This window comes from Ralstonia sp. SET104 (genome assembly GCF_003851545.1).
Taxonomy (GTDB): domain Bacteria; phylum Pseudomonadota; class Gammaproteobacteria; order Burkholderiales; family Burkholderiaceae; genus Ralstonia.
In genome coordinates, this window is record NZ_BHVX01000002.1 from 117,337 (window position 1) to 143,216 (window position 25,880).

Below are 25,880 nucleotides of genomic sequence, written 5' to 3' on the forward strand. Positions count from 1 at the left end.
CTTAGGCATTGAGCGCTGGGCCATCGATCCGCTTGGTCCAGCTCTCTACCTCGCCGCGCGCGAGGCGGCCTTCCACCAGCTTGCGCCATGACGGCGTGAGCGGCAGCGCCAGCATGTCGGTCAGCGCAGCACGGTCGAGCATGTTGCGGTAGAGCACCTCCAGCACACGCGCCAGCGGCCATTGTGGCCATGGCCGCTCAAGCCATTCGAGCGTATCGCCCGCGCGAAGCGTGCCGCCTTCCAAGACCCGGTAGTACCAGCCCGTGCGGCCCGTGTGTTGCACGCGGCGTGCCATGTCGCGCACGGGGTTGTCGCCCGTACTGAAGCGATCGTTGAGTTTCCAGCACGGCTGGCGCAATTGCGACACCTCCAGCACGACGCCGCCTGCACGCAGGCGGTCGCCCACGCAGACGTCCGCTTCGGTGACGCCCGCCGTGCTCAGGTTCTCGCCAAACGCGCCGGGCTGAGCAAGCAACGGCTGCGCGCCGATGTCTGCTTGCCAAGCCGCGTAGTGATCGAACGGGTAGTGGTGGACCGCCTTGTCGCGGCCACCGTGCACACGAAGGTCGCCTTGCTCATCACCGACGATGCCGTTGATGCCCACCTCCACCGCATCGTTCACGGGGCGCTTGTCGATAGCACTGCGTGAGCCAGGACGCGTGTAGTCGACTGCGCGGCCGGTAAGGACGGTATCGATACGGACAGGGCCAGGCAGCGTCATGCGGCCTCCGCGCGATTCAGCCATGCAGTGAAGACCTCGCGCGCGCGTTGTGACAGGCGCTCCGCAACCGCTGGTGCTTGCGCACGCAACGCACGTGGGTCGATGCCCGCCGCGCCGAGTTCCGCCGCATGCCCGATCAGCCACGCTTCCAGCTCATCCAGATTCGCCTCCAGATGGAATTGCAGCCCCAGTGCGTGATCGCCGATGGCGAAAGCCTGCTCCGCGCAGACCGCCGTGAATGCCAGCCGTTGCGCACCGGGCGGCAGGTCATATCGATCGCCATGCCAGTGCAGCACCGGCGTGCCATCGGCCAGCGGCGCGAGTGGGGAGCCGGCACCTTCTGCTGTGAGCGTAATGGGCGCGAAGCCGATCTCCTTCATGCCCATCGGCCTGACCGCAGCGCCCAGTGCCCGCGCCATCAGTTGCGCGCCCAGGCAGATGCCGATGAGTGGCTTGCGCGCTGCCAACCGCTGCGCAATGGCTTCGGCCTCGTCGCGTACAAACGGATAGATCGCATCGTCATGCGCGCCGATGGGCCCGCCCAGCACGATCAACAGATCGGCGGCGAGCATGTCGCGCCCCGGCACGAGTTGCACACCGGCGTCCACCGTGCGTACGGAGTATCCGCGTGCTTCCAGCAGCGGCTGCAGTATGCCGAGATGCTCGAACGGGACGTGGCGCAATGCGAGAGCGGTTTTCATGGCGGGTACGGAAGGTTCGGGTGATGCCCATTGTGAAGGACGGCTCAGGAGGGCAAAACCCGCGCGTCTGGTGAGGGCTTGTGGTGCCGTGCGCTGGATTTTGAACGCGATGTACCGGGCAAAAGGCGCATTCATCGAGCGCAGGGGTTGGAGCGCCGAGAAAAAGAAGGTCCACTTGCCGAGCTGGGAATCCTGGGCGTCTCTGGCGTTCCATCTGCCTGTGGTTGTTAAAACGGCGATGTGGCCTTGGGACTGCGCGTGCTGGCTAAGTGTTATTTACATCAGCTTTTAAAAGAATGCATCACGCACCCCCCCGAAAAACCGGATTCGAGGGGATGCTGCATCTGCGCCACGTCACTAAGATGACGCCTCACAGAGTGCCGCCTTGGCACCAACAAGAAGATTCGGGAGGGGTTGTGCGAAAGCCGATGTTGCATTGGGTCGTCGCGGCAGGTATTGCGTTGGCCGGCTTGGGCGCGTGCGCGCCAATGGTGTCAACCACACCGGCCACGTTGGCCACGGACGACGCGACTGGGCCGTCGCGCATTCAGCTCAAATCGTCAACGGAGATCCGTCTGGAGACCGGCTACACGCGCACGCTCACAGCCAACTCCAGTTGGCAGCGCGTTGGCAGGCTGTCGCAAGGCACTGTCTATCGCCCGGTCGGCACGATTTTCACGATCGAGGGCCGTCAGGTTCACGAAGCGTATCTCGTTATCGCCAAGCAACGTCTGGTCGGGTTTTACCTGCCCGGCGAGCAGGCGTATTCCCCGCTTTCCACAGCCGTTTCAATCACAACAGGAGAATCACAATGAAGGGAGTTTTGCGCGCACTGGTTTCCGCCATCGGTATCACTGTTCTGATGGCGGGTTGCGCGTCGGGGGTGAAGTATTCCGAGATGGCTTCGACGATTCCGACCATCAAGCAGGATCAAGGCCGCGTGTACTTCTTCCGCTCGTCGTCAATGATGGGTGCCGCGTTGCAGCCCGACGTCAAGCTCAATAACGAGGTGGTTGGCCAGTCCAAGCCGGGCGGCTTCTTCTATGTCGATCGTCCGGCCGGCAAGTACGTTGTGTCGACAGCGACGGAGACGGAGAAGACGCTGAGCTTCGCACTGGACGCCGGCGAGACCAAGTACGTGCGCACGTCGGTATCGTTTGGTCTGCTGGTCGGCCGCATCGTGCCGGAGCTGGAAACGCCGGAGAAGGCGCAAGCCGAGCTGCCGTCGTTGAGCTTTGCGCCTAACCAGCCGCCGGTTGCCAAGAAGTAAGTTGTATCGCCGAAAAAGAAGCCCGCACGATGCGGGCTTTTTTGTTTTGGCTTGGCGTATCAATCAAGCCTCAGCCTTCGACCGCGAGAACGGTGAGGTGATCTTGATCATCTGCACGAAGGCCTTCGGGTTGCCGGCCAGGATTTCGCCTTGGTCGAGGTAGCCCGATTCGCCAGTGTAGTTGCCGACCAGGCCGCCCGATTCGGTCACCAGCAGCGAGCCGGCGGCCATGTCCCATTTGCTCAGGCCTTGCTCGAAGAAGCCGTCGAGGCGGCCGCAGGCCACGTAGGCGAGGTCCAGCGCGGCTGCGCCCGGACGACGCAGGCCAGTGCAGCTTTCCGTCATGGTGGCGAACAGGCGGGTGTAGTCGTACAGGCCTTCAAGGTCGCGGTATGGGAAGCCGGTGCCGATCAGGCAGTCGGCCAGCTTGTCGCGGCGCGTAACGCGGATGCGGCGGTTGTTCAGGAACGCGCCGGCGCCCTTGGAGGCAGTGAAGAGTTCGTCGCGCGTCGGGTCGTACACCACGGCCTGGGTAACGACGCCGCGCTGCATCAGCGCAATCGACACGCCATATTGCGGGAAGCCGTGGATGAAGTTGGTGGTGCCGTCCAGCGGATCGATGACCCAGACGTTTTCGCTGGCGGTTTCGCCATCGGCCCAGGATTGGCCGGACTCTTCCGCTAAAATCGCGTGATCGGGGTAGGCAGTCTTGATGACTTCGATGATCGCTGCTTCAGCCGCGCGATCGACTTCGGTAACGAAATCGTTGTGTTGTTTGCGCTCGGTGCGCAGGCCATCGACGTCGAAGGACGCGCGGTTGATGACAGTGCCGGCCTTGCGAGCAGCCCGGACGGCGATATTGAGCATCGGATGCATGAGGGATCTCCGCGCCTGGCGTGCCGATTTTTCGGAAGCGGCCGCAGGCGAACAACACAACAAATTGTAGAAGAACGAGCGGCGGGCCAATCACATGATCCTGCCCGCCGTCAAAAGAGTGACCGTATTGTATATGAACCCCGCCCCCGGCGCCCCGCGAATTGCGCCAATGAGCACATCGAACACTACCCCCGTCGACCCTGAAACGCTGCGCCAGCGTGCCGCGCGTTGCCGCTTCGTGCTGGTGGAGACCAGCCACCCTGGCAATGTCGGCTCCACGGCACGCGCCCTCAAGACGATGGGGTTTGGCGAGCCCGGCAGCTTCATACTCGTGCGCCCGCGCGAGGGCTCTGGTCAGTCTCACCAGTCCCACGCCGATGCCGTTGCCATGGCAAGCGGCGCAGACGACGTGCTGGCTGGCGCCCGCGTGGTTGACCACATTGGCGAGGCGCTGGCTGGCGCCTCGCTCACCATTGCGCTGACGGCCCGCCCGCGCGAATTCGGCCCACGCCGTATCGGCCCGCGCGCCGCAGCCGAAGAGGTGGCTGCATTGCTGGCCGCACCGGACGCCACCGTCGCCTTCGTCTTCGGTAATGAGCGCTTTGGCTTGCCCAACGAGGTGGTGGACCGCTGCCACGTCGTCACGCACATTCCGGCCAACCCGGCGTATGCATCGCTGAACTTGTCGCAGGCGGTGCAGTTGATTGCGTATGAAGTGCGCATGGCGCTGCTGGCCGACACCGGCACCGGTGACACCCGCATGGAAGGTGTCGGCTTTGTCGGCGAACCGGCTACAGCGGAGCAGATCGACGGGATGTTTGAGCACCTCGAGCAGGGCCTTGTCGAGATCGGTTTTCTCGACCCCGCACAGCCGAAGAAGCTGATGCCGCGCCTGCGGCGGCTGTTTGCCCGCACGCAGTTGGAGAGCGAGGAGGTCAACATCCTGCGCGGGATCGCCAAGCGCATGCTTGGCCGTCGTGCCGAAGCGGTTGCCCCGCCCACCGGCGCAGCCGACGACTGTCGCTGACCTTCTTGAAAGCCGCCCGTTGTTGATAAAACGGGGCGGCATCCCCTGCATGTCGGGCTAAAACCCTTGCCGTGGTGCGGTAAGGGAATGCCTTACACTGCCCTCAGCGCTTTGCGCATATAGATACAACGATCCACACACGACCCAAGATGTTCACACGCATTCGCGAAGATATCGGCGCCATCATGGAGCGAGACCCGGCCGCACGCAGCCGCTGGGAAGTGCTGACCTGCTATCCGGGTCTGCACGCCGTCATCGTCCATCGGGTCGCGCATGCGTGTTGGCACGGTGGCTTCAAGTTGCTCGGGCGGTGGTTCTCGCACCTCGGGCGCTTCCTGACCGGCATCGAGATTCACCCCGGCGCGACCATCGGCCGGCGCGTGTTTATCGATCACGGCATGGGCGTCGTGATTGGCGAGACGGCGGACATCGGCGACGACTGCACGATCTACCAGGGCGTGACGCTGGGCGGAACCTCGCTCTACAAGGGCGCCAAGCGACACCCGACGCTCGGCAAGGGCGTGGTGGTCAGCGCGGGCGCCAAGGTGCTCGGCGGATTCGTCATCGGGGATGGCGCGCGCGTTGGCTCCAACGCGGTGGTGCTCAAGCCGGTGCCGCCGGGCGCAACGGCGGTTGGCATTCCGGCGCGCATCATTGAGCGCGATGTGGCGGCCGAGGCTAAGTCTGCGCTCAAGCAGGAGTTTTCAGCCTACGGCATCACGCCGGATGCGGATGACCCGGTGTCACTCGCGCTCAAGCGGTTGATTGACCACAGCGAGCTTCAGCAGGAGCGTATCGACTCGATTCTCTCTGCGCTCGATCGCCTGGGCGCGCATCTGGAGAACTCGCCGAACGACCCGTTCGACGCGAGCGAGCTGAAACGGATGCTCAAGTAAGGAAGGGCAGTACGGCTTATGCGGCCGCTTGCTCGACCGTCAGCGCACCGTTTTCCAGCTTGAGGAAGGCGCCGCGCGGCTGTGCGTGATCGAAATCCCAGTCCGAGAGCACCCAGCGCTCGCCGCTCGGCTCGTGGTGCCGTTGCGGGCGGTGCGTGTGGCCGTGGATCAGCGTGGGTGAGCCTGCTGCCTTGAACAGTGCATCAACGGCGTCGGGGGCCACGTCGCCCATCACCGCGGCGGCGCGTGGTTCACCCACAACGTTGGCTGATATGGCGCGGCCGGCTTCGCTTTCCGCGCGCATCTTCTGCGCAATCTTCAGCCGCCAGTGCAGCGGCATCGCCAGGAAAATCCGCTGCACCCAGCGTTTGCGCGTCCAGTGGCGAAAGCGCATGTACGCCGTGTCGCGCGTGCAAAGGGCGTCGCCATGGGCAAGCACGATGCGCTGGCCATCATCGGCTTCGAGCACGGCGGGGTCGGGCAGCAGCGTGGCATGCGCGGCAGCCAGAAAACGCTTGCCGAGCAGGAAGTCACGATTGCCGTGCATGAACAGTACACGCGTGCCGGCCGGCGCAAGTTCGGCGAGCAGGTTGGCGATGTGCTGATGGAACGGATCAGCCAGCTCTTCGTCGCCGACCCAGTATTCGAAGAAGTCACCCAGGATGACAAGCGTGCGTGCCTCGCGGGCGCGTGTGCGCAGGAAGCGCTCGAGCGCGGCGGCGGTGGCCGGCATGCTGGCCGTCAGGTGCAAATCCGAAATAAAAAACACCGGCCCCGAAACCCGGACCGGTGTCTTCAGCGCGGATGCCTGTAAGGCGTGCGCTGTGTCGATCATTCGATCACTTCAGCGCTTTCGATGACCACGTCTTCCATCGGCACATCCTGGTGGAAGCCACGGTTGCCCGTGCGCACCGAATGGATCTTGTCGACCACATCCATGCCTTCCGTCACTTTGCCGAACACGGCGTAGCCCCAGCCTTGCGGCGTTGGCGAGCTGTGGTTCAGGAAGTCATTGTCGACCGTGTTGATAAAGAACTGCGCGGTGGCCGAGTGCGGATCATTGGTGCGTGCCATGGCAATGCTGCCACGCTCGTTCTTCAGGCCGTTGTTGGCTTCGTTGTCGATCGGCGCCTTGGTGGGCTTCTGGCTCATTTTCTCGCCCGGCTCGAAGCCACCGCCCTGGATCATGAAGCCCTTGATGACGCGGTGGAACACCGTGCCGTTGTAGTGGCCGTCCTTCACATAGGCGACAAAGTTGGCAACCGACTTGGGTGCTTTTTCAGCGTCCAGCGCCAGGGTGATGTCGCCGTGGTTGGTGTGCAGCTTGACTTGGGTCATGGTGAGTTCCTTGGGGGATGCGAAATACGTTGTTCGGGCGTTGCGGGGACGTTACTTGGAGACGACGGTGGCCGATTCAATCAGGATCGGCTTCACGGGCACGTTCTGGTGCGGGAACTTGGTGGTGGTTTCCACCGCCTTGATCTTGTCGATGGTGTCGGTGCCATCGACCACCTTGCCGAAGACGGTATAGCCGTAGCCGTCCTGACCAGGGTAGTTCAGCATGTTGTTATCGACCACGTTCACATAAAACTGCGCGGTGGCGGAGTTCGGATCCATCGTGCGGGCCATGGCGATCGTGTACTTGTCGTTCTTCAGGCCGTTCTTCGATTCGATCTCAACCGGCGGGCGCGTGTCCTTCTGCTTCATGTCGGGCGTGAAGCCGCCGCCCTGGATCATGAAGCCATCCATCACACGGTGGAAGATCGTGCCCTTGTAGAAGCCGTCCTTCACGTATTGCAGGAAGTTGGCGACCGTCTTGGGTGCCTTGTCCGGATACACCTCGACGGTGAAGTTACCCATCGACGTCTTGAATTGGACGCGCTGTGCGGAAGCGGTGGCTGCCGTGGCTGCGGTGGCGGTTACGGCCAGTGCACACACGAGCCCGGCAAAGAGAGAGCGGATACGGAGCATGGTCAGGAAGAGAGCGCTTGGGGTGGGAAAAGCAGGATCGGCCGCGTCTTCTTATTGACGCTTCGCCGGCTTGGCACTCACGCCGCTGGCTGCGGGCAGCGTGGTCGTGACGGGTTTGGACGCAGGATGTACGCCCGGCAGGTCGGGCAGGGCATCCAGGCGTGCGCGCGCGGCGGCGTTCTTCGGGTTCAGCTTGATCGCGTTCTGGTACGACTGTGCAGCCAGGCGAACGTAGACATCGCCAAGATTGGATTGCGCCAGCGCGTTTTCCGGCGCCACGCGGTTCGCCATGATCAGGCTGTCACGGGCACGGAGCAGTTCACCGCGCTCGGCGTACAACGCCGCCAGGTTGATGTACGGCTCGGGCAGTTCCGGGAAATCCTGCGTCATCTGGCTGAAGGCGACGATGGCATCGTCGGCGCGGCCCAGGCCGGCAAGTGCTACGCCGCGCTGGAAGCGGGCCTGCGCGTTGCGTGGCTGCGAGGCGACGTCTTTGTCCAGTTCGGCCAGTGCCTGCGCGTATTGCTTCTTGGTCAATTCGTCGTCGATGCGCTTCTGGCGCGCGACCTGCGGGGCTTGCTGCGTGCTGGGCATCAAGTCGGCCGGCAAGGCGAAGCCGGCGGTCTGGGCAAGGGCCGGTGCCGCTGACACGGCGAGCAGGCAAGCCAGGGTTGCAGCGGTCTGACGCAGCGGTCTGTTCATGAGAATCGGTTCCGTTATACTCCGCCGCATTCTAACAAACCGTCTTTGCGCGTAGCGGCGGCCGTGCGTGCCGGGAAGGGTTCTTGACGGGGAGCATGCCAGGCGCGCCGGCAGGCCGCCCTGTCAGCGCAGTTCCGGTAAGATATGCCGCTAGTTTTGCAGGCGCCGCGCCGGCGCCGATTGCCTCCAATTTAGTCCGCCCGCAAGGTTGTATCTCGCATGCGCGGCGCGCTGAGTCTCCCGACACCGCTTCATGGAATCACTCAAGATCTACAACACGCTCGCGCGTGAGAAACAGACGTTCGTCCCCATCGAGCCCGGTCATGTGCGCATGTACGTGTGCGGGATGACGGTGTACGACTACTGTCACGTCGGGCATGCGCGGGTCATGGTGGTCTTTGACATGGTGCAGCGCTGGCTGCGCGCGGCTGGTTACAACGTGACCTACGTGCGCAACATCACCGACATTGATGACAAGATCATCAGGCGTGCGGTTGAAAACGGCGAGACGATGAGCGCGCTCACCAATCGCTTCATCACGGCCATGCATGAAGATGCCGATGCGCTCGGCGTCCAGCGCCCCGATCACGAGCCGCGCGCCACCGAATACGTGCCGCAGATGCTGAGCATGATCGGCAAGCTGCAGACAAACGGCCTGGCCTATCAGGCCACTGATGGCGACGTGAACTACGCCGTGCGCAAGTTCCCGGGCTACGGCAAGCTTTCGGGCAAGTCGCTCGAAGACCTGCGTGCCGGCGAGCGTGTGGCCGCCAACGACGCTAAGCAGGATCCGCTCGACTTCGTGCTGTGGAAATCCGCCAAGGCCGACGAACCAGCCGAATCCCGCTGGGCGTCGCAGTGGGGCGAGGGGCGCCCGGGCTGGCATATCGAGTGCTCGGCCATGAGCTGCGAGTTGCTCGGCGAGCATTTCGACCTGCATGGTGGGGGTGCCGACCTGCAGTTTCCGCACCACGAAAACGAGATCGCCCAATCCGAAGGCGCGACCGGCAAGACGTTCGTCAACACGTGGATGCACAACGGTTTCGTGCGCGTGAATGACGAGAAGATGTCGAAATCGCTCGGCAACTTCTTCACCATCCGCGACGTGCTCAAGGTGTACGACGCCGAAGTCGTGCGCTTCTTCATCCTGCGCTCGCACTATCGCAGCGACCTGAACTACAGCGACGCCCACCTGGACGACGCGCGCCACGCGCTCACGCGCCTGTACACCGCGCTCAAGGATGTGCCCGCTGCGGCTGGCGCCCAGCCTGACTGGAACGAGTCGCACGGCAAGCGCTTCCTCGAGGCGATGAACGACGACTTCAACACGCCGGTCGCCGTGTCAGTGCTGTTTGAGCTGGCGAGCGAAGTGAACAAGACGCGCTCGCCCGAGCTGGCCTGTCAACTGGCGGCGCTGGCCGGCGTGATGGGTCTGCTGGGCCGTGATCCGCACGTGTTCCTGCAAGGCGGCGTGACAGCGGACGGCATGGACGCCGCAGCGGTTGAAGCCCGTATCGAAGAGCGCCGCGCCGCCAAGGCCGCCCGCGACTTCGCCCGCGCCGATGCCATCCGCGCCGATCTGCTGGCTGCCGGTATCGTGCTGGAAGACAAGCCGGGCGGCGTGACCGAGTGGAGACGCGCATGAACGCGGTGGCCAAGAAAGCCAGCGTGGCGCGCAGCACCACGGCCAAGGAAACACCGGCTGTGAAGGCGCCGGCTGCCAAGAAGGCAGCCGCCAAGAAAGTCGACGGCGCGACGAGCAAAACGGTCGCCGCCAAGACGACGACCATCAAGGCGGGAAAGGTGTCCGCCAAGGCACCGGCCAAGCGCGCGCCGGCGAGCAAGGTGCCGCTGCCTGACGCGCTGGCCGCCAACGAGACGTTGCCTGTGCCGGCAGAGGTGGTGCTCTCCGGCCCACCCGAGTATTGGCAGGAAGCGTGCGCTGACCTCATGAAGCGCGACCGCATCCTGCGCAAGATCATCCCGACGTATGGCCCTGCGCACCTGGCTTCGCGTGGCGATCCGTTCGTCACGTTGGCGCGGTCGATTGTCGGTCAGCAGATTTCTGTGAAGGCTGCGCAGTCGGTGTGGGAGCGTGTGGTGGCGGTGTGCCCCAAGCTGGTGCCCGCGCAGTTCCTGCGTGCTGGCCAAGAGAAGCTGGCGGGTTGCGGCTTGTCCAAGCGCAAGGCGGAATACATCCTCGATCTTGCCGACCACTTCCGTAACGGCACCGTCCATGTCGCCAAGTGGGCCGAGATGGAAGATGAGGATGTGATTGCCGAGCTGACGCAAATCCGCGGCATCGGTCGATGGACGGCAGAGATGTTTCTGATGTTCAATCTGATGCGCCCGAATGTGTTGCCGCTCGACGATATCGGGCTGATCAACGCGATTTCACAAAATTATTTCAGTGGCGAGCCCGTCACTCGCAGTGAAGCACGCGAAGTGGCGGCCAACTGGGAACCGTGGCGCACCGTGGCCACTTGGTATATGTGGCGCAGCCTCGATACAGCGACCACCTATTGATTGTCCATTTCGATGAAAGGCGCAGCATGAACCTGCACAATCAACCCGTGGTCAAAATCCGGTAGAATGCGCGCCTTCACGAGCCTTTCAGAAGATCCATGAAAACAACCTTCCTGGAGTTCGAGCAGCCGATCGCAGAACTTGAGGCGAAGATCGAAGAACTTCGTTTCGTTCAAGACGATTCCGCTGTCGATATTTCTGAAGAAATATCTCGCCTGGCCTCCAAGAGCCAGCAGCTCACCAAAGATCTGTACGCCAACCTGACGCCCTGGCAGGTCGCGCAGATCGCGCGGCACCCGCAGCGGCCGTACACGCTGGACTACGTCCGCGAAATCTTCACCGACTTCCACGAACTGCATGGCGACCGCACCTTCGCGGACGACCTGTCGATCGTTGGCGGTCTGGCACGCTTCAACGGCCAGCCTTGCATGGTGATCGGTCACCAGAAGGGCCGCGACACGAAGGAGCGCGCGCTGCGCAACTTCGGCATGTCCAAGCCCGAGGGCTACCGCAAGGCCAAGCGCCTGATGGAGCTGGCCGACAAGTTTGGTCTGCCGATCTTCACGTTTGTCGATACGCCGGGTGCATTCCCGGGCATCGATGCGGAAGAGCGCGGCCAATCCGAAGCCATCGGCCACAACCTCTTCGTCATGGCTGGCCTGAAGGTGCCCCTGATCGCCACCATCATCGGCGAAGGTGGTTCGGGCGGTGCGCTGGCCATCGCCATGGGCGATGCGGTGATCATGCTGCAGTTCGCCACGTACGCTGTGATTTCGCCGGAAGGCTGCGCGTCGATTCTGTGGAAGACCGCGGAAAAGGCACCTGAAGCCGCCGAGGCACTGGGCCTGACCGCACACCGCCTCAAGGCGCTGAGCCTGATCGACAAGATCGTCAACGAGCCGCTGGGCGGAGCGCACCGCGATCCGAAGAACATGGCGACGATGCTCAAGCGCGCGCTGGCTGAATCGCTGCGCCAGTTTCAGGGCATGAAGACATCGGAACTCCAGGCGCGCCGTCACGAACGCCTGATGGCTTATGGCAAGTTCAAGGAAACCGAAGGTCGCTGATTCATCAGCCCGGCTGGTCAGCAAGGTCGCACAACGCGTTGCCGCGTGTGCGGCCTTTGTTGTTTCTGGCGAGGCGCCGATGCCGGTGATGCCGACAGTGGCGATTGCGCTGTCGGGTGGGCGCGATTCCGCCGCGCTGCTGCATGCATGCGCGGCGTGGCGCGATGCGAGTGCCCAGGTGCGTCTTGTCGCCTTGCATATTCACCACGGCTTGCAGGCCGATGCCGATGTCTGGGAATGCGCCTGCGAACGCATGGCGCAAGCTGCTGGCGTTGCGTTTCATGCGCGCCGCGTCCATGTGGCTGTCGATGCAGGGCAGGGCGTGGAAGAAGCGGCGCGCGAAGCCCGCTACACAGCACTGGAGGCGCTTTGCGCAGAGAGCGGCGCCTCCGTTTTACTGACGGCGCATCATCAAGACGATCAAGCTGAAACCGTGCTGCTGCAATTGATGCGTGGCGCTGGTCTTGATGGTCTTGCTGCCATGCCGATGGCTCGCGCGGGCGCTGTCACATTGCTGCGCCCGTGGATTGACGTGCCGCGCAGTGAGATCGAGTTGTACGCGCACACGCATGCGCTCACGTGGGTCGAGGATCCCTCCAACAGCGATGCACGCTACGCGCGCAATGCGCTGCGGCCGTTGCTCTTGGGCATGGCCAGACATTTCCCTGCATATCGTGAAGCGCTCTCGCGCAGTGCGACACATCTGGCGGATGCGGCCGCGTTGATCGACGAGATTGCGCAGGCGGATTTGACGCAGGTCGCTTCGGCCGATGGGCTTGCGGTGGCAGCGCTGATTACGCTCTCCGCGCCGCGTCAGCGTGCAGTGTTGCGTGCATGGCTGGCCGAGGCGGGCATGCGCGCGCTGTCTGCGCGCCGCCTCGACGATCTGCGCGTCCAACTGATTGAAGCCCGCGATGACGGCGCGTTGTGCATTGAATTGCCGGCAGGGCAGATCAGACGCTATCGGGGTATTGCATGGATCGAGACCGGTGCCAACGATGCCCCCGAACCGGTGGCTATCGCTATCGGGGTGACGCAGTTTGATCCGGCACGTTTGGCCGATCAGCGTGTGAGCGTGGACGCATGGGGCGGGGCCTTGCTGTTTTCGCCCGTGACGAGCGATGGCATCGCAGCGCAAACTTTGCTAGCGCCCTTGTCGCTGTTGCCCCGCCGCGGTGGCGAACGCATCGTACTGCGCCCCGGCGGGCCCTCGCGGGGGCTCAAGCAGGCGTATCAGGAGGCCGGCATTCCGGCTTGGGAGCGCCAGCGTCTACCGTTGCTCTATGCAGGTGAAACGCTGGTGTTTGCCGCCGGGCTGGGAATGGATCGGGCGGCCACGCACAACGGCCCGGGTTGGCTGATCACGTGGTCTGCTGCCCTTGAGAGTGCGTCCTGATATACATCGGCGGCGGCGGAATGCTTGCCGATCGATGTAAATTACTGTATTTTCAAAAGCTTTTGCACCGCTTCGCCTCCTCCTGATCTCTCCAAGATGGCTCTCATCGTTCACAAATACGGTGGCACCTCGATGGGTTCGGTTGAACGCATCAAGAATGTCGCCAAGCGCGTTGCCAAGTGGCACCGTGCAGGTCACCAGATCGTGGTCGTTCCGTCGGCCATGTCTGGCGAAACCAACCGCCTGCTGGGTATGGCCAAAGAGCTTTCGGCCCAACCCGACCCGCGTGAACTCGACATGATTGCCTCGACCGGCGAGCAGGTGAGCGTGGGCCTGCTGGCCATCGCGCTGCATGCCGAAGGCATCGACGCCCGCAGCTACACCGGCTGGCAAGTTCCGGTGAAGACCGATTCCGCCTACACTAAGGCCCGCATTCAGTCGATCGACGACGAACGCGTGCGCGCTGATCTCGACGCTGGCCGCGTGGTCGTCATCACTGGCTTCCAGGGTATCGACAGCGAAGGCCATATCACCACGCTCGGCCGCGGTGGTTCGGATACCTCGGCAGTGGCAGTTGCCGCCGCGCTCGAAGCCGACGAATGCCTGATCTACACCGACGTCGACGGCGTATACACGACCGACCCGCGCGTGGTGGACGATGCGCGCCGCCTGGACAAGATCACCTTCGAAGAGATGCTGGAAATGGCCAGCCTCGGCTCGAAGGTGCTGCAGATTCGCTCGGTGGAGTTTGCCGGCAAGTACCGTGTGAAGACCCGCGTGCTGTCGTCGCTGACCGATCCGCTGATGCCGCTCGACGTCGAGATGAACTCGGGCACGCTGATTACTTTTGAGGAAGATTCGAACATGGAAGCCGCCGCCATTTCCGGCATCGCCTTTGCCCGCGACGAAGCCAAGATCACCGTCATTGGTGTGCCGGACAAGCCCGGCATTGCGTATCAGATTCTGGGCCCGGTTGCCGACGCCAACATCGACGTCGACATGATCATCCAGAACCAGTCGGTCGAAGGCAAGACGGATTTCACCTTCACCGTGCCGCGCGGCGAATACCAGCGTGCCCTGGCGATCCTGAATGACAGCGTGAAGGCGCATATCGGTGCGGCCAGCGTGTCGGGCGATCCGAAGGTGTCGAAGGTGTCGGTGGTGGGTGTGGGTATGCGCTCGCACGTGGGCATCGCCAGCAAGATGTTCCGCACGCTGTCGGAAGAAGGCATCAACATCCAGATGATCTCCACGTCGGAAATCAAGATCTCGGTGCTGATCGATGAGAAGTACATGGAGCTGGCCGTGCGCGCGCTCCACAAGGCGTTCGAGCTGGATCAGGCCTAATGGACTGAACTGGCCGCCGGATGGCGATCCGGAGCCACACATTCTCACCGCGTGTCATGCGGTTGTCGTTGACCGGGTGGGGTGAAGTGGCTAGAATACGCGCTTCGTTGCACGGGCTCCTTCGTGCGGCGCAAGTTTGGGAGACGTGGCCGAGAGGTCGAAGGCACTCCCCTGCTAAGGGAGCATCCGGGCCAAAACCTGGATCGAGGGTTCGAATCCCTCCGTCTCCGCCAGTTTGGCGCTTCTCGCGGGAAGTGCATCTAACAGGCGGATGCGAGTCGAGCTGACGTGACGGCTCGCATTGCAATGCACGTCAAAAAGCCCGCATGGTTTGCGCCATGCGGGCTTTTTCTTTGTGAGCTTCGGATGCGCACGCCACCATTGAGGATGGCGTGCATCTGCATCAACGCATCAGTCTTGGCCAGCGCTCTCCGGCACACCTGCGGTTACGTTGAAACCGCAATCGACGTAAGTGATTTCACCGGTCACGCCGCTTGCCAGATCCGACAGCAGGAACGCAGCTACGTTACCAACCTCTTCGATCGTGACGTTACGGCGCAGCGGGGCGACATCTTCCATGTACTTCAGCAGCTTGCCGAAATCCTTGATGCCCGAGGCCGCCAGCGTTTTGATCGGGCCGGCCGAGATGCCATTGGCGCGGATCCCCTTCGGGCCTAGCGCGCCGGCCAGATAACGCACGCCGGCTTCCAGCGAGGCCTTGGCCAGACCCATCGTGTTGTAGTTCGGCACGATGCGCTCTGCACCCAGGTAGGTCAGGGCGAGCAGCGAGGCATTAGGCGAGAGCATCGGCAGCGCGGCCTTGGCCAGAGCCGGAAAGCTGTACGCCGAGATGTCGTGCGCGATGCGGAACGACTCGCGCGACAGGCCATCCATGAAGTTGCCGGCAATCGCTTCGCGCGGCGCAAAGCCGATCGAGTGCACCAGGCCGTCGAAGTGGCTCCAGTGCTGGCCCAGGTCTTCAAAAACCTTGGCGATCTGTTCGTCGCTGCCGACGTCGCAGTCGAACACCAGCTTGCTATCGAACTCGTTGGCGAATTCGGTAATGCGGTCCTTGAAGCGTTCGCCGACGTAGGTGAAGGCCAGTTCAGCGCCTTCGCGCTTGCAGGCGTTGGCGATGCCGTAGGCGATCGAGCGGTTGGACAGAAGGCCGGTAATCAGAATGCGCTTGCCAGCGAGGAATCCCATGGTTTCTCCATACAAATGTGAGGCTACGTCGCGCCCGTATGTTGCTGTGGCCACTCGTCACTGCGCTCACGCAGCAGCGGTATCCGGGCACGAGGTAATGAGGTCGGCGCGATCATACCGGAAAGTGCGGGGCGACTCTGCATTTGCGCAGTGCCGCACAACGCCTGTCGGCCTTGTCAATGCGGGACGATCCCCGGGCGGGATTTGACGGGAATACGGCGTGAGGGCGTTAGAATCGTCAGAAACAATTTTTCACATAGCGATCATCGGACCGACGCATGCAAAGACAACGGGGGCGAGGGGCGCGATGAGCGTGCGCGTTGCTGCACACAAGCGATTGATGGTGATGGCCTACCTGCAGGCGGCTATCTGCGCGACACCCGTCTGGGCGGCGCACGGTTACGCCGAATACGGCGATCTGAAATACCCGGCAGGTTTCTCCAACTTTGCTTACCTGAACCCCAAGGCGCCCGTTGGCGGCATGCTGCTGCTGGGCAACCCTGATCGGCGCACGAGCTTCGACAAGTTCAATCCGTTCACCATCAAGGGCACGTCTGCGCCGGGGCTGAACCAGCTTGTCTTTGAAAGCCTGCTGATCACGAGCTGGGATGAAACCGCCAGCGGTTACGGCCTGCTTGCCGATGATGTGGTGGTCGCCCCCGACGATCTTTCTGTGACGTTCCACATCAACCCGCGTGCGCGATTCTCCAATGGAGACCGGGTGCGCGCGTCGGACGTCAAATACTCGTACGACATGCTGATGGGCAAGGGCGCGAGCCCGGCCTACCGCAGCATGACTGCTGACGTTGCCAAGGTGACGGCGGTAGATACCAGCACCATCCGCTACGAGTTCAAGCGCAAGAACAAGGAGCTGCCGCTGATTGTCGGCGGGCTGCCAGTGTTCTCGCCAAAGTGGGGCAAGGGTAGCGGCAAGCCAGATGACCCGGACGGTGGCAAGGATGTCGCGTTCGACAAGCTCACCTTCCAGGACCCGATCGCCAGCGGTCCGTACGTGATCGATCGCTTTGATCCGTCACGCGGCATTACCTTCCGCCGCAACCCCGATTACTGGGGCCGTGACCTGAACGTGCGTCGTGGCGCGTTTAATTTCGAGCGCATCCAATACAAGCTCTACAAAGACGAAACCGCCCGCCTGGAAGCCTTCAAGGCCGGCGAGTACGACGCCATGGTCGAGTACCGCGCCAAGAACTGGGCCAAGAGCTATGTCGGTGTGAAGTTCCGCAGCGGCGAACTGATCAAGAGCGAATTCCCGCATCGCAACGGCGCGGGCATGCAGGGCTTTGTGATGAACCTGCGGCGGCCGTTGTTCCAGGACTTGCGGGTGCGCAAGGCGCTGGCGCTGGCACTCGATTTTGAATGGCTCAATCGCCAGCTTTTCTACGGTGCGTATCGCCGCCTCGACAGCTACTTTGCCAACAGCGAACTGGCCGCGTCGGATTCGCTCACGGGCATGCCCGGCAAGGGCGAGCTGGCATTGCTGGAGCCGTTGCGCAGCAAGCTTGACCCGGACGTGTTTGGCGTATTGCCCGCGCCGCCTTCCACGGATGCACCCAGCTCACTGCGCGACAACCTGCGCCAGGCGCGTCGCCTGCTGGCCCAGGCGGGTTGGACATACTCCGACGGCGCGTTACGCAACAGCAAGGACGAGCCGTTTGTCTTCGAGATGCTCGATGACGGCGGGGCCATGAGCCGCGTCATGGCCGCATATGCGCGCAACCTTGAGAAGCTCGGTATCCAGGTCAACCAGCGCATGACGGATTTCGCGCTTTACCAAAAGCGGTTGGAAGAGTTCGATTTCGACATGATCTCGCTGCGCTTTCCCGATTCGCAAAGCCCTGGCAACGAACTGAAGGATCGCTTTGGTTCTGCAGCGGCTGACGAGGCCGGCTCGGACAACGTGATCGGCCTGAAGTCGCCCGCCGTGGACGCGCTGATCGACGATGTGCTGCGCGCCGACAACCGCGACGAGCTGGTCACCGCTTCCCGCACGCTTGACCGCGTGTTGCTGCACGGCTGCTATGTGATCCCGCACTGGTATTCGGCTTCGCATCGCGTGGCTTACAACAAGAACCTGATGTACCCGGATCGCCTGCCGTATTACTACTCGGCTGAGACCTGGGTGTTGACGGCCTGGTGGCGAACGCCGGAATCCGCCCAATCAGCTGGCAAATGACTGCATCGGTGACACCATGTTTGCGTACCTGATCAAACGGCTGCTGCTCCTGATCCCGACGTTGATTGGCGTGATCACGCTCACGTTTGTCGTGATCCAGTTCGTGCCCGGTGGCCCGGTCGAACAGATGATGATGGAGATGAAAGGGCGCGGCGCTGGTGGCGAGGCCAGTGGTGGTGGCGCTTTCGACTATCGCGGCCGCCGCGGTGTCGACCCCGAGAAAATCAAGGAAATTCGCGCGTTGTATGGCTTCGACAAGAGCCCGGTCGAGCGTTACTTTCTGATGCTGGGCCGCTTTGCCCGCTTTGACTTGGGCGAGAGCTATTTCCAGCACCGCAGCGTGTGGGATCTCATCAAGTCGAAATTGCCGGTATCGATTTCGATTGGGTTGTGGACGTTCTTCCTCACGTATTTGATAGCGGTGCCGCTCGGCATTGCGAAGGCAGTACGGGCGGGCAGCCGGTTTGATCTGGTGACGAGCATCATCGTGCTGGTCGGTTACGCCATCCCGGGGTTCGTGCTGGGCGTGCTGTTGCTGGTGCTGTTTGGTGGCGGCACATTCTTCCAGTGGTTTCCGATTCGGGGCATCACGTCCGACAACTGGGATCAACTGAGTCTGCTTGGCAAGATCACGGATTACCTCTGGCACATCGCCTTGCCGGTGACGGCCTCGGTGGTGGGCAGCTTCGCCGTGATCACGATGCTGACAAAGAACGCGTTCCTGGAAGAGATCCGCAAGCAGTACGTGCTGACCGCGCGCAGCAAGGGCTTGTCGGAGCGGCGGGTGCTGTGGAAGCACATCTTCCGTAACGCGCTGCTGCCGCTCGTGACGGGCTTCCCGTCAGCCTTCATCGGCGCGTTCTTCGCGGGGTCGCTGCTGATCGAACAATTGTTTTCGCTCGATGGCATGGGACTGCTGTCGTATGAGGCGGTGATGCGGCGCGACTATCCGGTCGTGCTTGGCACGCTGTACCTGTTCACGCTGATCGGCCTGGCCGCGCGGTTGATTTCCGACGTGTGCTACGTGCTGGTTGATCCGCGCATCCATTTCGGCTCGGTCGGGCGATAGGGCCGGTGATCATGACCCAGTATTCGCGCACTTCTGCACATTCGTCCAACACGGCGGCACCGCATGCGGTGCGTCACTCGCCCTCGCCGCTCAAGCGTGCGTGGCGCCGCTTCAAGCAGCATCGGCTGGGTTACTGGAGCCTGATCCTCTTTGCCGTGCTGTTTGTGCTCAGCCTTGGCGCCGAGTGCATCTCCAATGACCGCCCGTTGGTGGCCAAGTACCACGGCAACTGGTACTTCCCGATCGTGAAGGCGTACCCCGAGACGACCTTCGGCGGCGACTTCCCCACGCCCACCGACTACCTCGATCCGTTCATTCGGGACAAGTTCAAGGCGCCGGGCAGCTTTGCGATCTATCCGCCCAATCCGTATTCGTACGAGACGCTGAACTACTTCTCGAAGGAGCCCAACCCGGCGCCGCCGTCGGCGGAGAACTGGCTTGGTACTGATGACCGTGGACGAGATGTGTTTGCGCGGCTGCTGTATGGCTTCCGGGTGTCGGTGCTGTTCGGGCTGGCGCTTACGGTGCTCGGCGTGTTGGTCGGCACGCTGACCGGCGCGCTGATGGGTTTCTTTGGCGGGCGCTTCGACATGGTGTCGCAACGGTTGATTGAAATCTGGAGTTCGATGCCGGAGCTGTACCTGCTGATCATCTTCGCGTCGATCTTCACGCCCAGCCTCGGGCTGCTGATCATTCTGCTGTCGTTGTTCGGCTGGATGAGCCTGTCGGATTACGTGCGCGCCGAGTTCTACCGCAATCGCTCGCTCGACTACGTGAAGGCCGCGCGGGCGATGGGGCTGTCCAACTGGCAGATCATGTGGCGTCACATCATGCCCAACAGCCTGACGCCTGTGATCACGTTTCTGCCATTCCGCATGAGCGCGGCCATTCTTGCGCTGACCAGCCTTGATTTCCTTGGCCTGGGCGTGCCGCCATCCACACCCAGCCTCGGTGAGTTGCTCGCGCAAGGCAAAGCCAACCTGGATGCGTGGTGGATCTCGCTATCGACCTTCGTGGTGCTCGTGCTGACCCTCGTGCTGCTGACTTTCATGGGCGACGCGTTGCGCGACGCCTTCGACACGCGCTTGTCGTTCGCACAGTTGCGCACGCGCCAAAAGCCAGCGGGGGTGAAATGACCCGCGTTGACTTGCGCTCCTCCGCGCCCAAGCACGATGGTCCTCTGCTGCAGCTGGATAACCTGTGCGTGCATTTCGAATCCGAGCACGGCGAGGCGACCCAAGCCGTCAAGCATGTCTCGCTAGACCTGCATGCCGGTGAGCGTTTCGCGCTGGTGGGGGAGTCGGGCTCCGGTAAATCTGTGACCGCGCTGTCGATCATGCGACTGCTGGCGGATGCGCACTACAGCGGCCGCATCCTCCTTGAAGGCCGCGACCTGCTGGCCGCCAGCGAGCGCGAGATGCGTGGCCTGCGGGGTGCGGATGTCGCCATGGTGTTCCAGGAGCCGATGACGGCGCTGAACCCGCTGTACACCATCGGCAACCAGATCGTCGAAACATTGGAGCTGCACGAAGGCCTGGACAAGCGCGCCGCCAAGGCACGGGCGATCGCGTTGCTGGAGCGCACCGGCATCGCCGAGGCGCCGCGCCGTTTTGATGCCTTCCCACACCAGCTCTCCGGTGGCCAGCGTCAGCGCGCGATGATCGCCATGGCGCTCGCGTGCTCGCCCAAGCTGCTGCTGGCCGACGAGCCGACCACCGCGCTGGACGTGACAGTGCGCATGCAGATCCTGCAATTGCTGCGCGAGCTGCAGGCCGAGTTCGGTATGGCCATCATGCTGATCACGCACGACCTGAACATGGTGCGTGCCTTTGCCGAGCGCGTGGGCGTGATGGAGCGGGGCGTGCTGGTTGAAATCGGTGATACCGCCACGGTGTTCACCGCGCCTCAGCACCCATACACCGTGCGCTTGCTGGAAAGCCGCCCACAGCGCGATGTGCTGCCGCTGGTGCCGCTCGCGCCCGTGCTGCTCGAAGCCGACAAGTTGACCGTCACCTACGAACGCCATCGCCCTGGGTTTGCCGGCTGGTTCCGGACTGATCCGTTTACGGCGGTCGATGCCGTGTCGCTGCAATTGCGTGAAGGCGAAACGCTTGGCATCGTGGGGGAATCCGGCTCGGGCAAAACGACGCTGGCGCAAACGCTGCTCGGTCTGCAAGCGGCCAAGAGTGGTGAGTTGCGTTTCCTTGGCAACTCGCTGCTGCGCATTTCCCGAGAGGAGCGCCGTGCCGTACGCGCGCGCATGCAGGTGGTGTTTCAGGACCCATACGGCTCACTGTCGCCGCGCATGACGATCGAAGAGATCGTCGGCGAGGGACTCGCCCTGCACCAACCGCACGTCAACCCCACCGAGCGCCGCCACCGCGTGCTTGAGGCCCTGCGCGAGGTTGGCCTCGACCGCACCGCGTTGGGCCGCTATCCGCACGAATTCTCGGGTGGGCAGCGCCAGCGCGTCGCCATTGCCCGCGTGCTGATTCTCAAGCCGCAGTTGCTGGTGCTCGATGAGCCGACCTCGGCACTGGATGTGTCGATCCAGCAGCAGGTGCTTTCGCTGCTGTCAGCCCTTCAGAAAAAATACAACTTGTCGTATCTATTCATCAGCCACGACCTTGCCGTCATCCGCGCGATGTCACATCGCGTGGTGGTGATGAAGGACGGGAAAGTGGTGGAAGAGGGCGACACTGAAGCTGTGTTGGCGTCACCCTCCCACCCTTACACCTGCAAGCTGATGGCGGCCGCCTCGCTCGTTCCTTCGCGGGATAACCCCTAAAATCCGCAGGCTCCGCCCCAGATCAGAGCAGTTTAGATGCGCTGTTTTTGTAAGAATGCGCATCTAAAGTCATGTCTAAGTGCCTGATTTGCATGTGGATTCCAGAGAATTTGTAACGACCTTTGACAAGTCAAGGTGTCACTTTTATCATCCTGCGAGATTGTTTTAACAAGATTCGGACCGGTCTCATTTGCAGCGGTATATGCCGGCTGCATCATTACGAGTTTCCGAGGGAGAACCAATGCAGCATTTCGTACTTCATTCCATGGCGCGCCTGGCGGTAGGGGTTGTGATCGGCTGCGGCGTGATCGTGTCGAATGCAGTACATGCTGATACGGTCTTCAAAGATACGGAAGTCCGCGCCGACATCAAACCCGAAGCCAAGCTTGGCCTCATCTCCAACGTGATGAGCAAGACCGGCGACGTGGTCATGAATGCCCTGGGCATGATCGGCTTGCGTTACCGTTTCGGCGGCAACACGCCGGAATCTGGCCTCGACTGCAGCGGCTTCGTCCGCTACGTCTTTAACGACACTTTCGGTTTCCTGCTGCCGCGCCGCGCCGTAGAAATGAGCCGTGTCGGCACCAGCGTCGAAACGGCTGAGCTGCGCCCCGGCGACCTGGTGTTCTTCAACACCATGCGCCACACTTTCTCGCACGTCGGTATCTATATCGGGGACAACAAGTTTGTGCACGCGCCCTCTACGGGCAGCAAGATCCGCGTGGACGACATGACTGCCTCGTACTGGGTGACGCGCTACAACGGCGCCCGCCGCATCGAGGGCAGCTCCGGTGCCGCAATCAAGGACGGCGCCGACAACTTTGTCGAGCAACTCAAGCGCGTTGACCCGAATGCCGCCGGCAAGCCGCTGGCAATGTACGGCGGTTGATTCGCTGTCATTCCATAAAGAAAAGACCGCCGCGGCGGTCTTTTTTGTTGTCTGCTGACACAGGCGTCAGCGCGGCGGCAGCGGGGTGCCCACGATGGTCTGCGTCAGATGCAGCTTCTCGCGCAGCAACGGCATGGCGGCCTGGGCGGCCTGTTCACCAGCCAGGATCGCTTCGTTGCGCGCTGTAAAGTCGCTGCCCTTCACAAATGGCAGCGACGGCGTGATCACCACATCCGCTTGGGCCAACTCCGTCTTGTTGATGCTCTGGCCCATGATGGCCGTCGTTTGCAGCAGCATGCTGGCCTGCCCCGAGACCGCCTGGTTGGACGGGTCTGCCGAAATATTCACCGCAATCACGAAGGTTGCGCCCATCTGCTTGACGTAGGTGACAGGCACGGGCGCCACCAAGCCGCCGTCCACGTATTGGCGGCCGCTGATCGTCACCGGCTGGAACACGCCCGGGATGCTGCACGACGCACGCACCGCCTGGCCGGTGTTGCCGCGCCTGAACAGAATCGGCTTGCCGCTTGCCAGATCGGTTGCCACGATGCCCAGCGGAATGTGCATCTGCTCGATGGTTTTCTGCTTGACCAGGCGGTTGATGTATTTCTCCAGTGCCTCGCCCTTGAGCCAGCCGCCGAAGCGAGTGCCGAACGGCAGTGCCCAGTCGGCGATCATGGCCTCGTCCATCTTGAGCGCCATGCGATTCATTTCCAGCCCCGACATGCCCGACGCGTAGATCGCCGCCACCACACTGCCGGCGCTCGTGCCGGTAATGAAGTCGATCTGGATGCCTTGCGCTTCCAGCATCTTGATCACGCCGATGTGCGCAAAACCGCGCGCGGCGCCGCCTCCGAGCGCCAGCCCGATGCGCACGGGTTGCGTGGCGGGCTGGGCCGTGGGCGGCAGAACGGCTGTGGGCGGTGTGGCGGCCGTGTCCGTTTTGCCTGACGAGAAGCCTGTCACGGTACAGGCGGAAAGCACGGAGGCGCTGGCGGCACCCAGGAAGAGGCGGCGTTGCATGAGGAGGTTGGGGCGGTTCAGTATGTCGGGCAGTTGCATTCAGGTGCGCTGCGGCCGGTCGCCATTGTGCCAAAGTTCCAGCGCAAGGCAGCCAAGTGAGCAGGACACGGTTGCTATAATTTCGGTTTTGATAAAGGCCGCTCGCGATTCTCTCCGGATCTCATCATGCGGCCTTGTTCGTTCAGCCATTCCTATGACACAGCGCGTCCGCACTCGTTTCGCTCCCAGCCCCACGGGGTTCATCCACCTCGGCAATATCCGCTCGGCACTTTATCCGTGGGCCTTCGCGCGCAAGATGAAGGGTGACTTCGTCCTGCGCATTGAAGACACCGATGTGGAGCGCTCCAGCCAGGAAGCCGTCGACGTGATCCTGGAAGCGATGGACTGGCTGGACATGAACATCGACGAAGGTCCGTTCTATCAGATGCAGCGCATGGACCGTTATCGCGCGGTGGTCGCGCAAATGGTTCAGCAGGAACTGGCCTACCCGTGCTACATGAGCACGGAAGAACTCGACGCCTTGCGTGAAGCGCAACGCGAGCGCGGCGAAAAACCCCGTTACGACGGCACCTGGCGCCCCGCACCCGGCAAGGTTCTGCCGACGCCGCCCGCCGGCGTGCAGCCCGTCATTCGCTTCAAGAATCCCATCGGCGGCAGCGTCGTGTGGGATGACGCCGTGAAGGGCCGCATCGAAATCTCCAACGATGAACTCGATGACCTCGTCATCGCGCGCCCCGACGGCACACCCACGTACAACTTCTGCGTGGTCGTCGACGACATGGATATGCAGATCACCCACGTGATTCGCGGGGATGACCACGTCAACAACACACCGCGCCAGATCAACATCCTGCGCGCGCTGGGCGGTACGCCGCCGGTCTACGCGCACTTGCCGACCGTGCTCAACGAGCAGGGCGAGAAGATGAGCAAACGCCATGGTGCGATGGCCGTGACCGGCTACCGTGATGCCGGTTACCTGCCCGAAGCCATCGTCAACTACCTCGCCCGCCTGGGCTGGGCGCACGGGGACGCCGAAATCTTCTCCCGTGAGCAGTTCATCGAGTGGTTTGACCTCGAGCACCTGGGCAAGTCGCCCGCGCAATACAACCCTGAGAAGCTCGCGTGGCTGAACAACCACTACATCAAGCAGGCCGACAACGTGCGCTTGGCGGGTCTGGTGAAGCCGTTCATCGAAGAGCTGGGCGGTAAGGTTGATGGCGGCCCGGTGCTGGCAGACGTGATCGCACTGGTGAAGGATCGCGCCAACACGCTGCGTGAAGTCGCACAGACCGCGCTGCTGTTCTATCGCACGGATCTGGTTGTCGAACCGGAGCTCGCCGCACAGCACCTCACCGATGAAGTGCGTCCGGGCATTGCCGCGCTGGCCGATAAGCTCGGTGCATTGCCCGAGTGGAAGCGCGAGGCCATCGGTGCTGCCTTTAAGGAAGTGCTCGCGGCGCACGGCTGGAAGATGCCCAAACTGGCGATGCCGGTGCGCCTGCTTGTGGCGGGGCAACTGCAGACCCCGTCGATTGATGCGGTGCTGGAACTGTTTGGCCGCGACGTTGTTCTGCGCCGTCTAGCGGCGTGATGTGTGCGGCGCCAAAATTTTTGCGAAAGGGTATTGCCAAGCGCTGAACACTTCCCCTATACTCTTGTTTTCGCTGCAACACGAAGCGAAATGCAGTAAGAAGCAAGCAGTAACGGGTAGTACCCAGGCAGTACTTCGGGGCTATAGCTCAGCTGGGAGAGCGCTTGCATGGCATGCAAGAGGTCAGCGGTTCGATCCCGCTTAGCTCCACCAAAATGCCGGAAGATTCGGTTCAAAAAATAAATTTGAAAAGAAGCTTCCAAAGCGCAAAGAAGTTCGTTATAGTAGCGGACTTCGCAGCGTAAGACAGAAAGCGTTGCAAAACAGTTTCTGTCCCCTTCGTCTAGAGGCCTAGGACATCACCCTTTCACGGTGAGTACAGGGGTTCGAATCCCCTAGGGGACGCCAAAACAAGAGCTTAACCAGAAGCTCGTTAGCAAAGTCAGTCTCTAGCTGGCTTTGCAACCGACACGGAGCGGTAGTTCAGTCGGTTAGAATACCGGCCTGTCACGCCGGGGGTCGCGGGTTCGAGTCCCGTCCGCTCCGCCAAATCAAAACCCGCTGCTTGCAGCGGGTTTTTTCTTTTGCGCTTTCAATTCAATTCAGGCCGATCGGGTTTG

24 protein-coding genes and 4 tRNA genes are annotated in these 25,880 nt (G+C 62.3%); 19 read left to right on the plus strand and 9 right to left on the minus strand.

What is annotated here, in order from left to right:
- Position 1: 1 nt before the first annotated feature.
- Together PSUB009319_RS03165 and PSUB009319_RS03170 are read right to left on the minus strand one after the other, a co-directional pair.
- Entirely contained in the window at positions 2 to 721 is a 720-nt protein-coding gene (locus PSUB009319_RS03165; RefSeq protein WP_124380812.1) for an MOSC domain-containing protein, read from the minus strand.
- Positions 718 to 1,422 carry a glutamine amidotransferase gene (locus tag PSUB009319_RS03170; protein WP_124380813.1) on the minus strand — a complete coding sequence of 235 codons (705 nt, stop codon included), beginning with the start codon at positions 1,420 to 1,422 and terminating at the stop codon, positions 718 to 720. The genes PSUB009319_RS03165 and PSUB009319_RS03170 overlap by 4 nt, the downstream gene beginning before the upstream one ends.
- A gap of 428 nt (positions 1,423 to 1,850) precedes the next feature.
- Here PSUB009319_RS03170 and PSUB009319_RS03175 point away from each other — a divergent pair, with 428 nt between their 5' ends.
- Both PSUB009319_RS03175 and PSUB009319_RS03180 read left to right on the plus strand, forming a co-directional pair.
- Positions 1,851 to 2,237 (plus strand): hypothetical protein, encoded by a 387-nt coding sequence (locus tag PSUB009319_RS03175; RefSeq protein WP_260392875.1) that lies wholly within the window; start codon positions 1,851 to 1,853, stop codon positions 2,235 to 2,237.
- Positions 2,234 to 2,692, plus strand: a complete 459-nt coding sequence (locus PSUB009319_RS03180) for a DUF2846 domain-containing protein (protein WP_124380815.1) — start codon at positions 2,234 to 2,236, stop codon at positions 2,690 to 2,692. The genes PSUB009319_RS03175 and PSUB009319_RS03180 overlap by 4 nt, the downstream gene beginning before the upstream one ends.
- A 63-nt stretch (positions 2,693 to 2,755) precedes the next feature.
- On the opposite strand, the gene PSUB009319_RS03185 is transcribed toward PSUB009319_RS03180, so the two are convergent.
- Complete coding sequence (locus tag PSUB009319_RS03185) at positions 2,756 to 3,568, minus strand: inositol monophosphatase family protein (RefSeq protein WP_124380816.1); 813 nt, start codon at positions 3,566 to 3,568, stop codon at positions 2,756 to 2,758.
- Positions 3,569 to 3,701: 133 nt separating this feature from the next.
- Between PSUB009319_RS03185 and PSUB009319_RS03190 the strand changes: the two genes are divergently transcribed.
- Positions 3,702 to 4,595, plus strand: a complete 894-nt coding sequence (locus tag PSUB009319_RS03190) for an RNA methyltransferase (protein WP_374704178.1) — start codon at positions 3,702 to 3,704, stop codon at positions 4,593 to 4,595.
- A 149-nt stretch (positions 4,596 to 4,744) separates the two neighbouring features.
- Entirely contained in the window at positions 4,745 to 5,491 is a 747-nt protein-coding gene (gene cysE / locus PSUB009319_RS03195; RefSeq protein WP_374704179.1) for a serine O-acetyltransferase, read from the plus strand.
- 16 nt (positions 5,492 to 5,507) lie between these two features.
- Here the strand turns inward: cysE and PSUB009319_RS03200 are convergent, their stop codons facing one another.
- From PSUB009319_RS03200 to PSUB009319_RS03215, 4 genes are read right to left on the minus strand one after another with little or no spacing between them, the layout of a single operon-like run.
- Positions 5,508 to 6,326, minus strand: a complete 819-nt coding sequence (locus PSUB009319_RS03200) for a UDP-2,3-diacylglucosamine diphosphatase (protein WP_124380819.1) — start codon at positions 6,324 to 6,326, stop codon at positions 5,508 to 5,510.
- Positions 6,323 to 6,829, minus strand: coding sequence for a peptidylprolyl isomerase (locus PSUB009319_RS03205; RefSeq protein WP_124380820.1), 507 nt, complete (start codon positions 6,827 to 6,829; stop codon positions 6,323 to 6,325). Before PSUB009319_RS03205 ends, PSUB009319_RS03200 begins: the two co-directional genes overlap by 4 nt.
- 51 nt (positions 6,830 to 6,880) lie before the next feature.
- Positions 6,881 to 7,462, minus strand: a complete 582-nt coding sequence (locus PSUB009319_RS03210; protein ID WP_124380821.1) for a peptidylprolyl isomerase — start codon at positions 7,460 to 7,462, stop codon at positions 6,881 to 6,883.
- Positions 7,463 to 7,513: 51 nt separating this feature from the next.
- Complete coding sequence (locus tag PSUB009319_RS03215; RefSeq protein WP_124380822.1) at positions 7,514 to 8,164, minus strand: hypothetical protein; 651 nt, start codon at positions 8,162 to 8,164, stop codon at positions 7,514 to 7,516.
- Positions 8,165 to 8,417: 253 nt separating this feature from the next.
- Between PSUB009319_RS03215 and cysS the strand changes: the two genes are divergently transcribed.
- The 6 genes from cysS to PSUB009319_RS03245 all read left to right on the plus strand — a co-directional run bounded on the left by cysS (position 8,418) and on the right by PSUB009319_RS03245 (position 14,733).
- Positions 8,418 to 9,809, plus strand: a complete 1,392-nt coding sequence (cysS, locus tag PSUB009319_RS03220) for a cysteine--tRNA ligase (RefSeq protein ID WP_124380823.1) — start codon at positions 8,418 to 8,420, stop codon at positions 9,807 to 9,809.
- On the plus strand, positions 9,806 to 10,690 hold the full coding sequence (locus tag PSUB009319_RS03225) for a DNA-3-methyladenine glycosylase (RefSeq protein ID WP_124380824.1): 885 nt from the start codon (positions 9,806 to 9,808) through the stop codon (positions 10,688 to 10,690). Before cysS ends, PSUB009319_RS03225 begins: the two co-directional genes overlap by 4 nt.
- A 98-nt stretch (positions 10,691 to 10,788) precedes the next feature.
- Positions 10,789 to 11,757, plus strand: coding sequence for an acetyl-CoA carboxylase carboxyltransferase subunit alpha (locus tag PSUB009319_RS03230; RefSeq protein ID WP_124380825.1), 969 nt, complete (start codon positions 10,789 to 10,791; stop codon positions 11,755 to 11,757).
- On the plus strand, positions 11,726 to 13,153 hold the full coding sequence (gene tilS / locus PSUB009319_RS03235) for a tRNA lysidine(34) synthetase TilS (protein ID WP_124380826.1): 1,428 nt from the start codon (positions 11,726 to 11,728) through the stop codon (positions 13,151 to 13,153). Before PSUB009319_RS03230 ends, tilS begins: the two co-directional genes overlap by 32 nt.
- A 96-nt stretch (positions 13,154 to 13,249) precedes the next feature.
- Positions 13,250 to 14,500, plus strand: a complete 1,251-nt coding sequence (locus PSUB009319_RS03240) for an aspartate kinase (protein WP_124380827.1) — start codon at positions 13,250 to 13,252, stop codon at positions 14,498 to 14,500.
- 139 nt (positions 14,501 to 14,639) lie between these two features.
- Positions 14,640 to 14,733 (plus strand) — tRNA-Ser (locus PSUB009319_RS03245).
- Between the two features lie 178 nt (positions 14,734 to 14,911).
- Here the strand turns inward: PSUB009319_RS03245 and fabI are convergent.
- Positions 14,912 to 15,706 (minus strand): enoyl-ACP reductase FabI, encoded by a 795-nt coding sequence (gene fabI / locus PSUB009319_RS03250; protein ID WP_124380828.1) that lies wholly within the window; start codon positions 15,704 to 15,706, stop codon positions 14,912 to 14,914.
- Positions 15,707 to 16,013: 307 nt separating this feature from the next.
- On the opposite strand from fabI, the gene PSUB009319_RS03255 reads away from it, so the two are divergent.
- From PSUB009319_RS03255 to PSUB009319_RS03275, 5 genes are all read left to right on the plus strand, one after another.
- Positions 16,014 to 17,900, plus strand: a complete 1,887-nt coding sequence (locus PSUB009319_RS03255; protein WP_124380829.1) for an extracellular solute-binding protein — start codon at positions 16,014 to 16,016, stop codon at positions 17,898 to 17,900.
- A gap of 16 nt (positions 17,901 to 17,916) precedes the next feature.
- Positions 17,917 to 18,969, plus strand: a complete 1,053-nt coding sequence (locus tag PSUB009319_RS03260; protein ID WP_124380830.1) for a microcin C ABC transporter permease YejB — start codon at positions 17,917 to 17,919, stop codon at positions 18,967 to 18,969.
- Between the two features lie 11 nt (positions 18,970 to 18,980).
- On the plus strand, positions 18,981 to 20,105 hold the full coding sequence (locus PSUB009319_RS03265; RefSeq protein ID WP_124380831.1) for an ABC transporter permease: 1,125 nt from the start codon (positions 18,981 to 18,983) through the stop codon (positions 20,103 to 20,105).
- On the plus strand, positions 20,102 to 21,757 hold the full coding sequence (locus tag PSUB009319_RS03270; RefSeq protein WP_124380832.1) for an ABC transporter ATP-binding protein: 1,656 nt from the start codon (positions 20,102 to 20,104) through the stop codon (positions 21,755 to 21,757). Before PSUB009319_RS03265 ends, PSUB009319_RS03270 begins: the two co-directional genes overlap by 4 nt.
- Before the next feature lie 241 nt (positions 21,758 to 21,998).
- On the plus strand, positions 21,999 to 22,646 hold the full coding sequence (locus tag PSUB009319_RS03275; protein WP_124380833.1) for a C40 family peptidase: 648 nt from the start codon (positions 21,999 to 22,001) through the stop codon (positions 22,644 to 22,646).
- Between the two features lie 66 nt (positions 22,647 to 22,712).
- Here PSUB009319_RS03275 and PSUB009319_RS03280 read toward each other — a convergent pair whose 3' ends face one another.
- Entirely contained in the window at positions 22,713 to 23,669 is a 957-nt protein-coding gene (locus tag PSUB009319_RS03280) for a patatin-like phospholipase family protein (RefSeq protein WP_124380834.1), read from the minus strand.
- 193 nt (positions 23,670 to 23,862) lie between these two features.
- On the opposite strand from PSUB009319_RS03280, the gene gltX reads away from it, so the two are divergent.
- The 4 genes from gltX to PSUB009319_RS03300 all read left to right on the plus strand — a co-directional run bounded on the left by gltX (position 23,863) and on the right by PSUB009319_RS03300 (position 25,809).
- Positions 23,863 to 25,260, plus strand: coding sequence for a glutamate--tRNA ligase (gene gltX, locus PSUB009319_RS03285; RefSeq protein WP_124380835.1), 1,398 nt, complete (start codon positions 23,863 to 23,865; stop codon positions 25,258 to 25,260).
- 137 nt (positions 25,261 to 25,397) lie between these two features.
- Positions 25,398 to 25,473, plus strand: a tRNA-Ala gene (locus tag PSUB009319_RS03290).
- A gap of 119 nt (positions 25,474 to 25,592) precedes the next feature.
- Positions 25,593 to 25,668, plus strand: a tRNA-Glu gene (locus PSUB009319_RS03295).
- A 64-nt stretch (positions 25,669 to 25,732) separates the two neighbouring features.
- A tRNA-Asp gene (locus PSUB009319_RS03300) sits at positions 25,733 to 25,809 on the plus strand.
- The last annotated feature ends 71 nt before the right edge of the window (positions 25,810 to 25,880 follow it).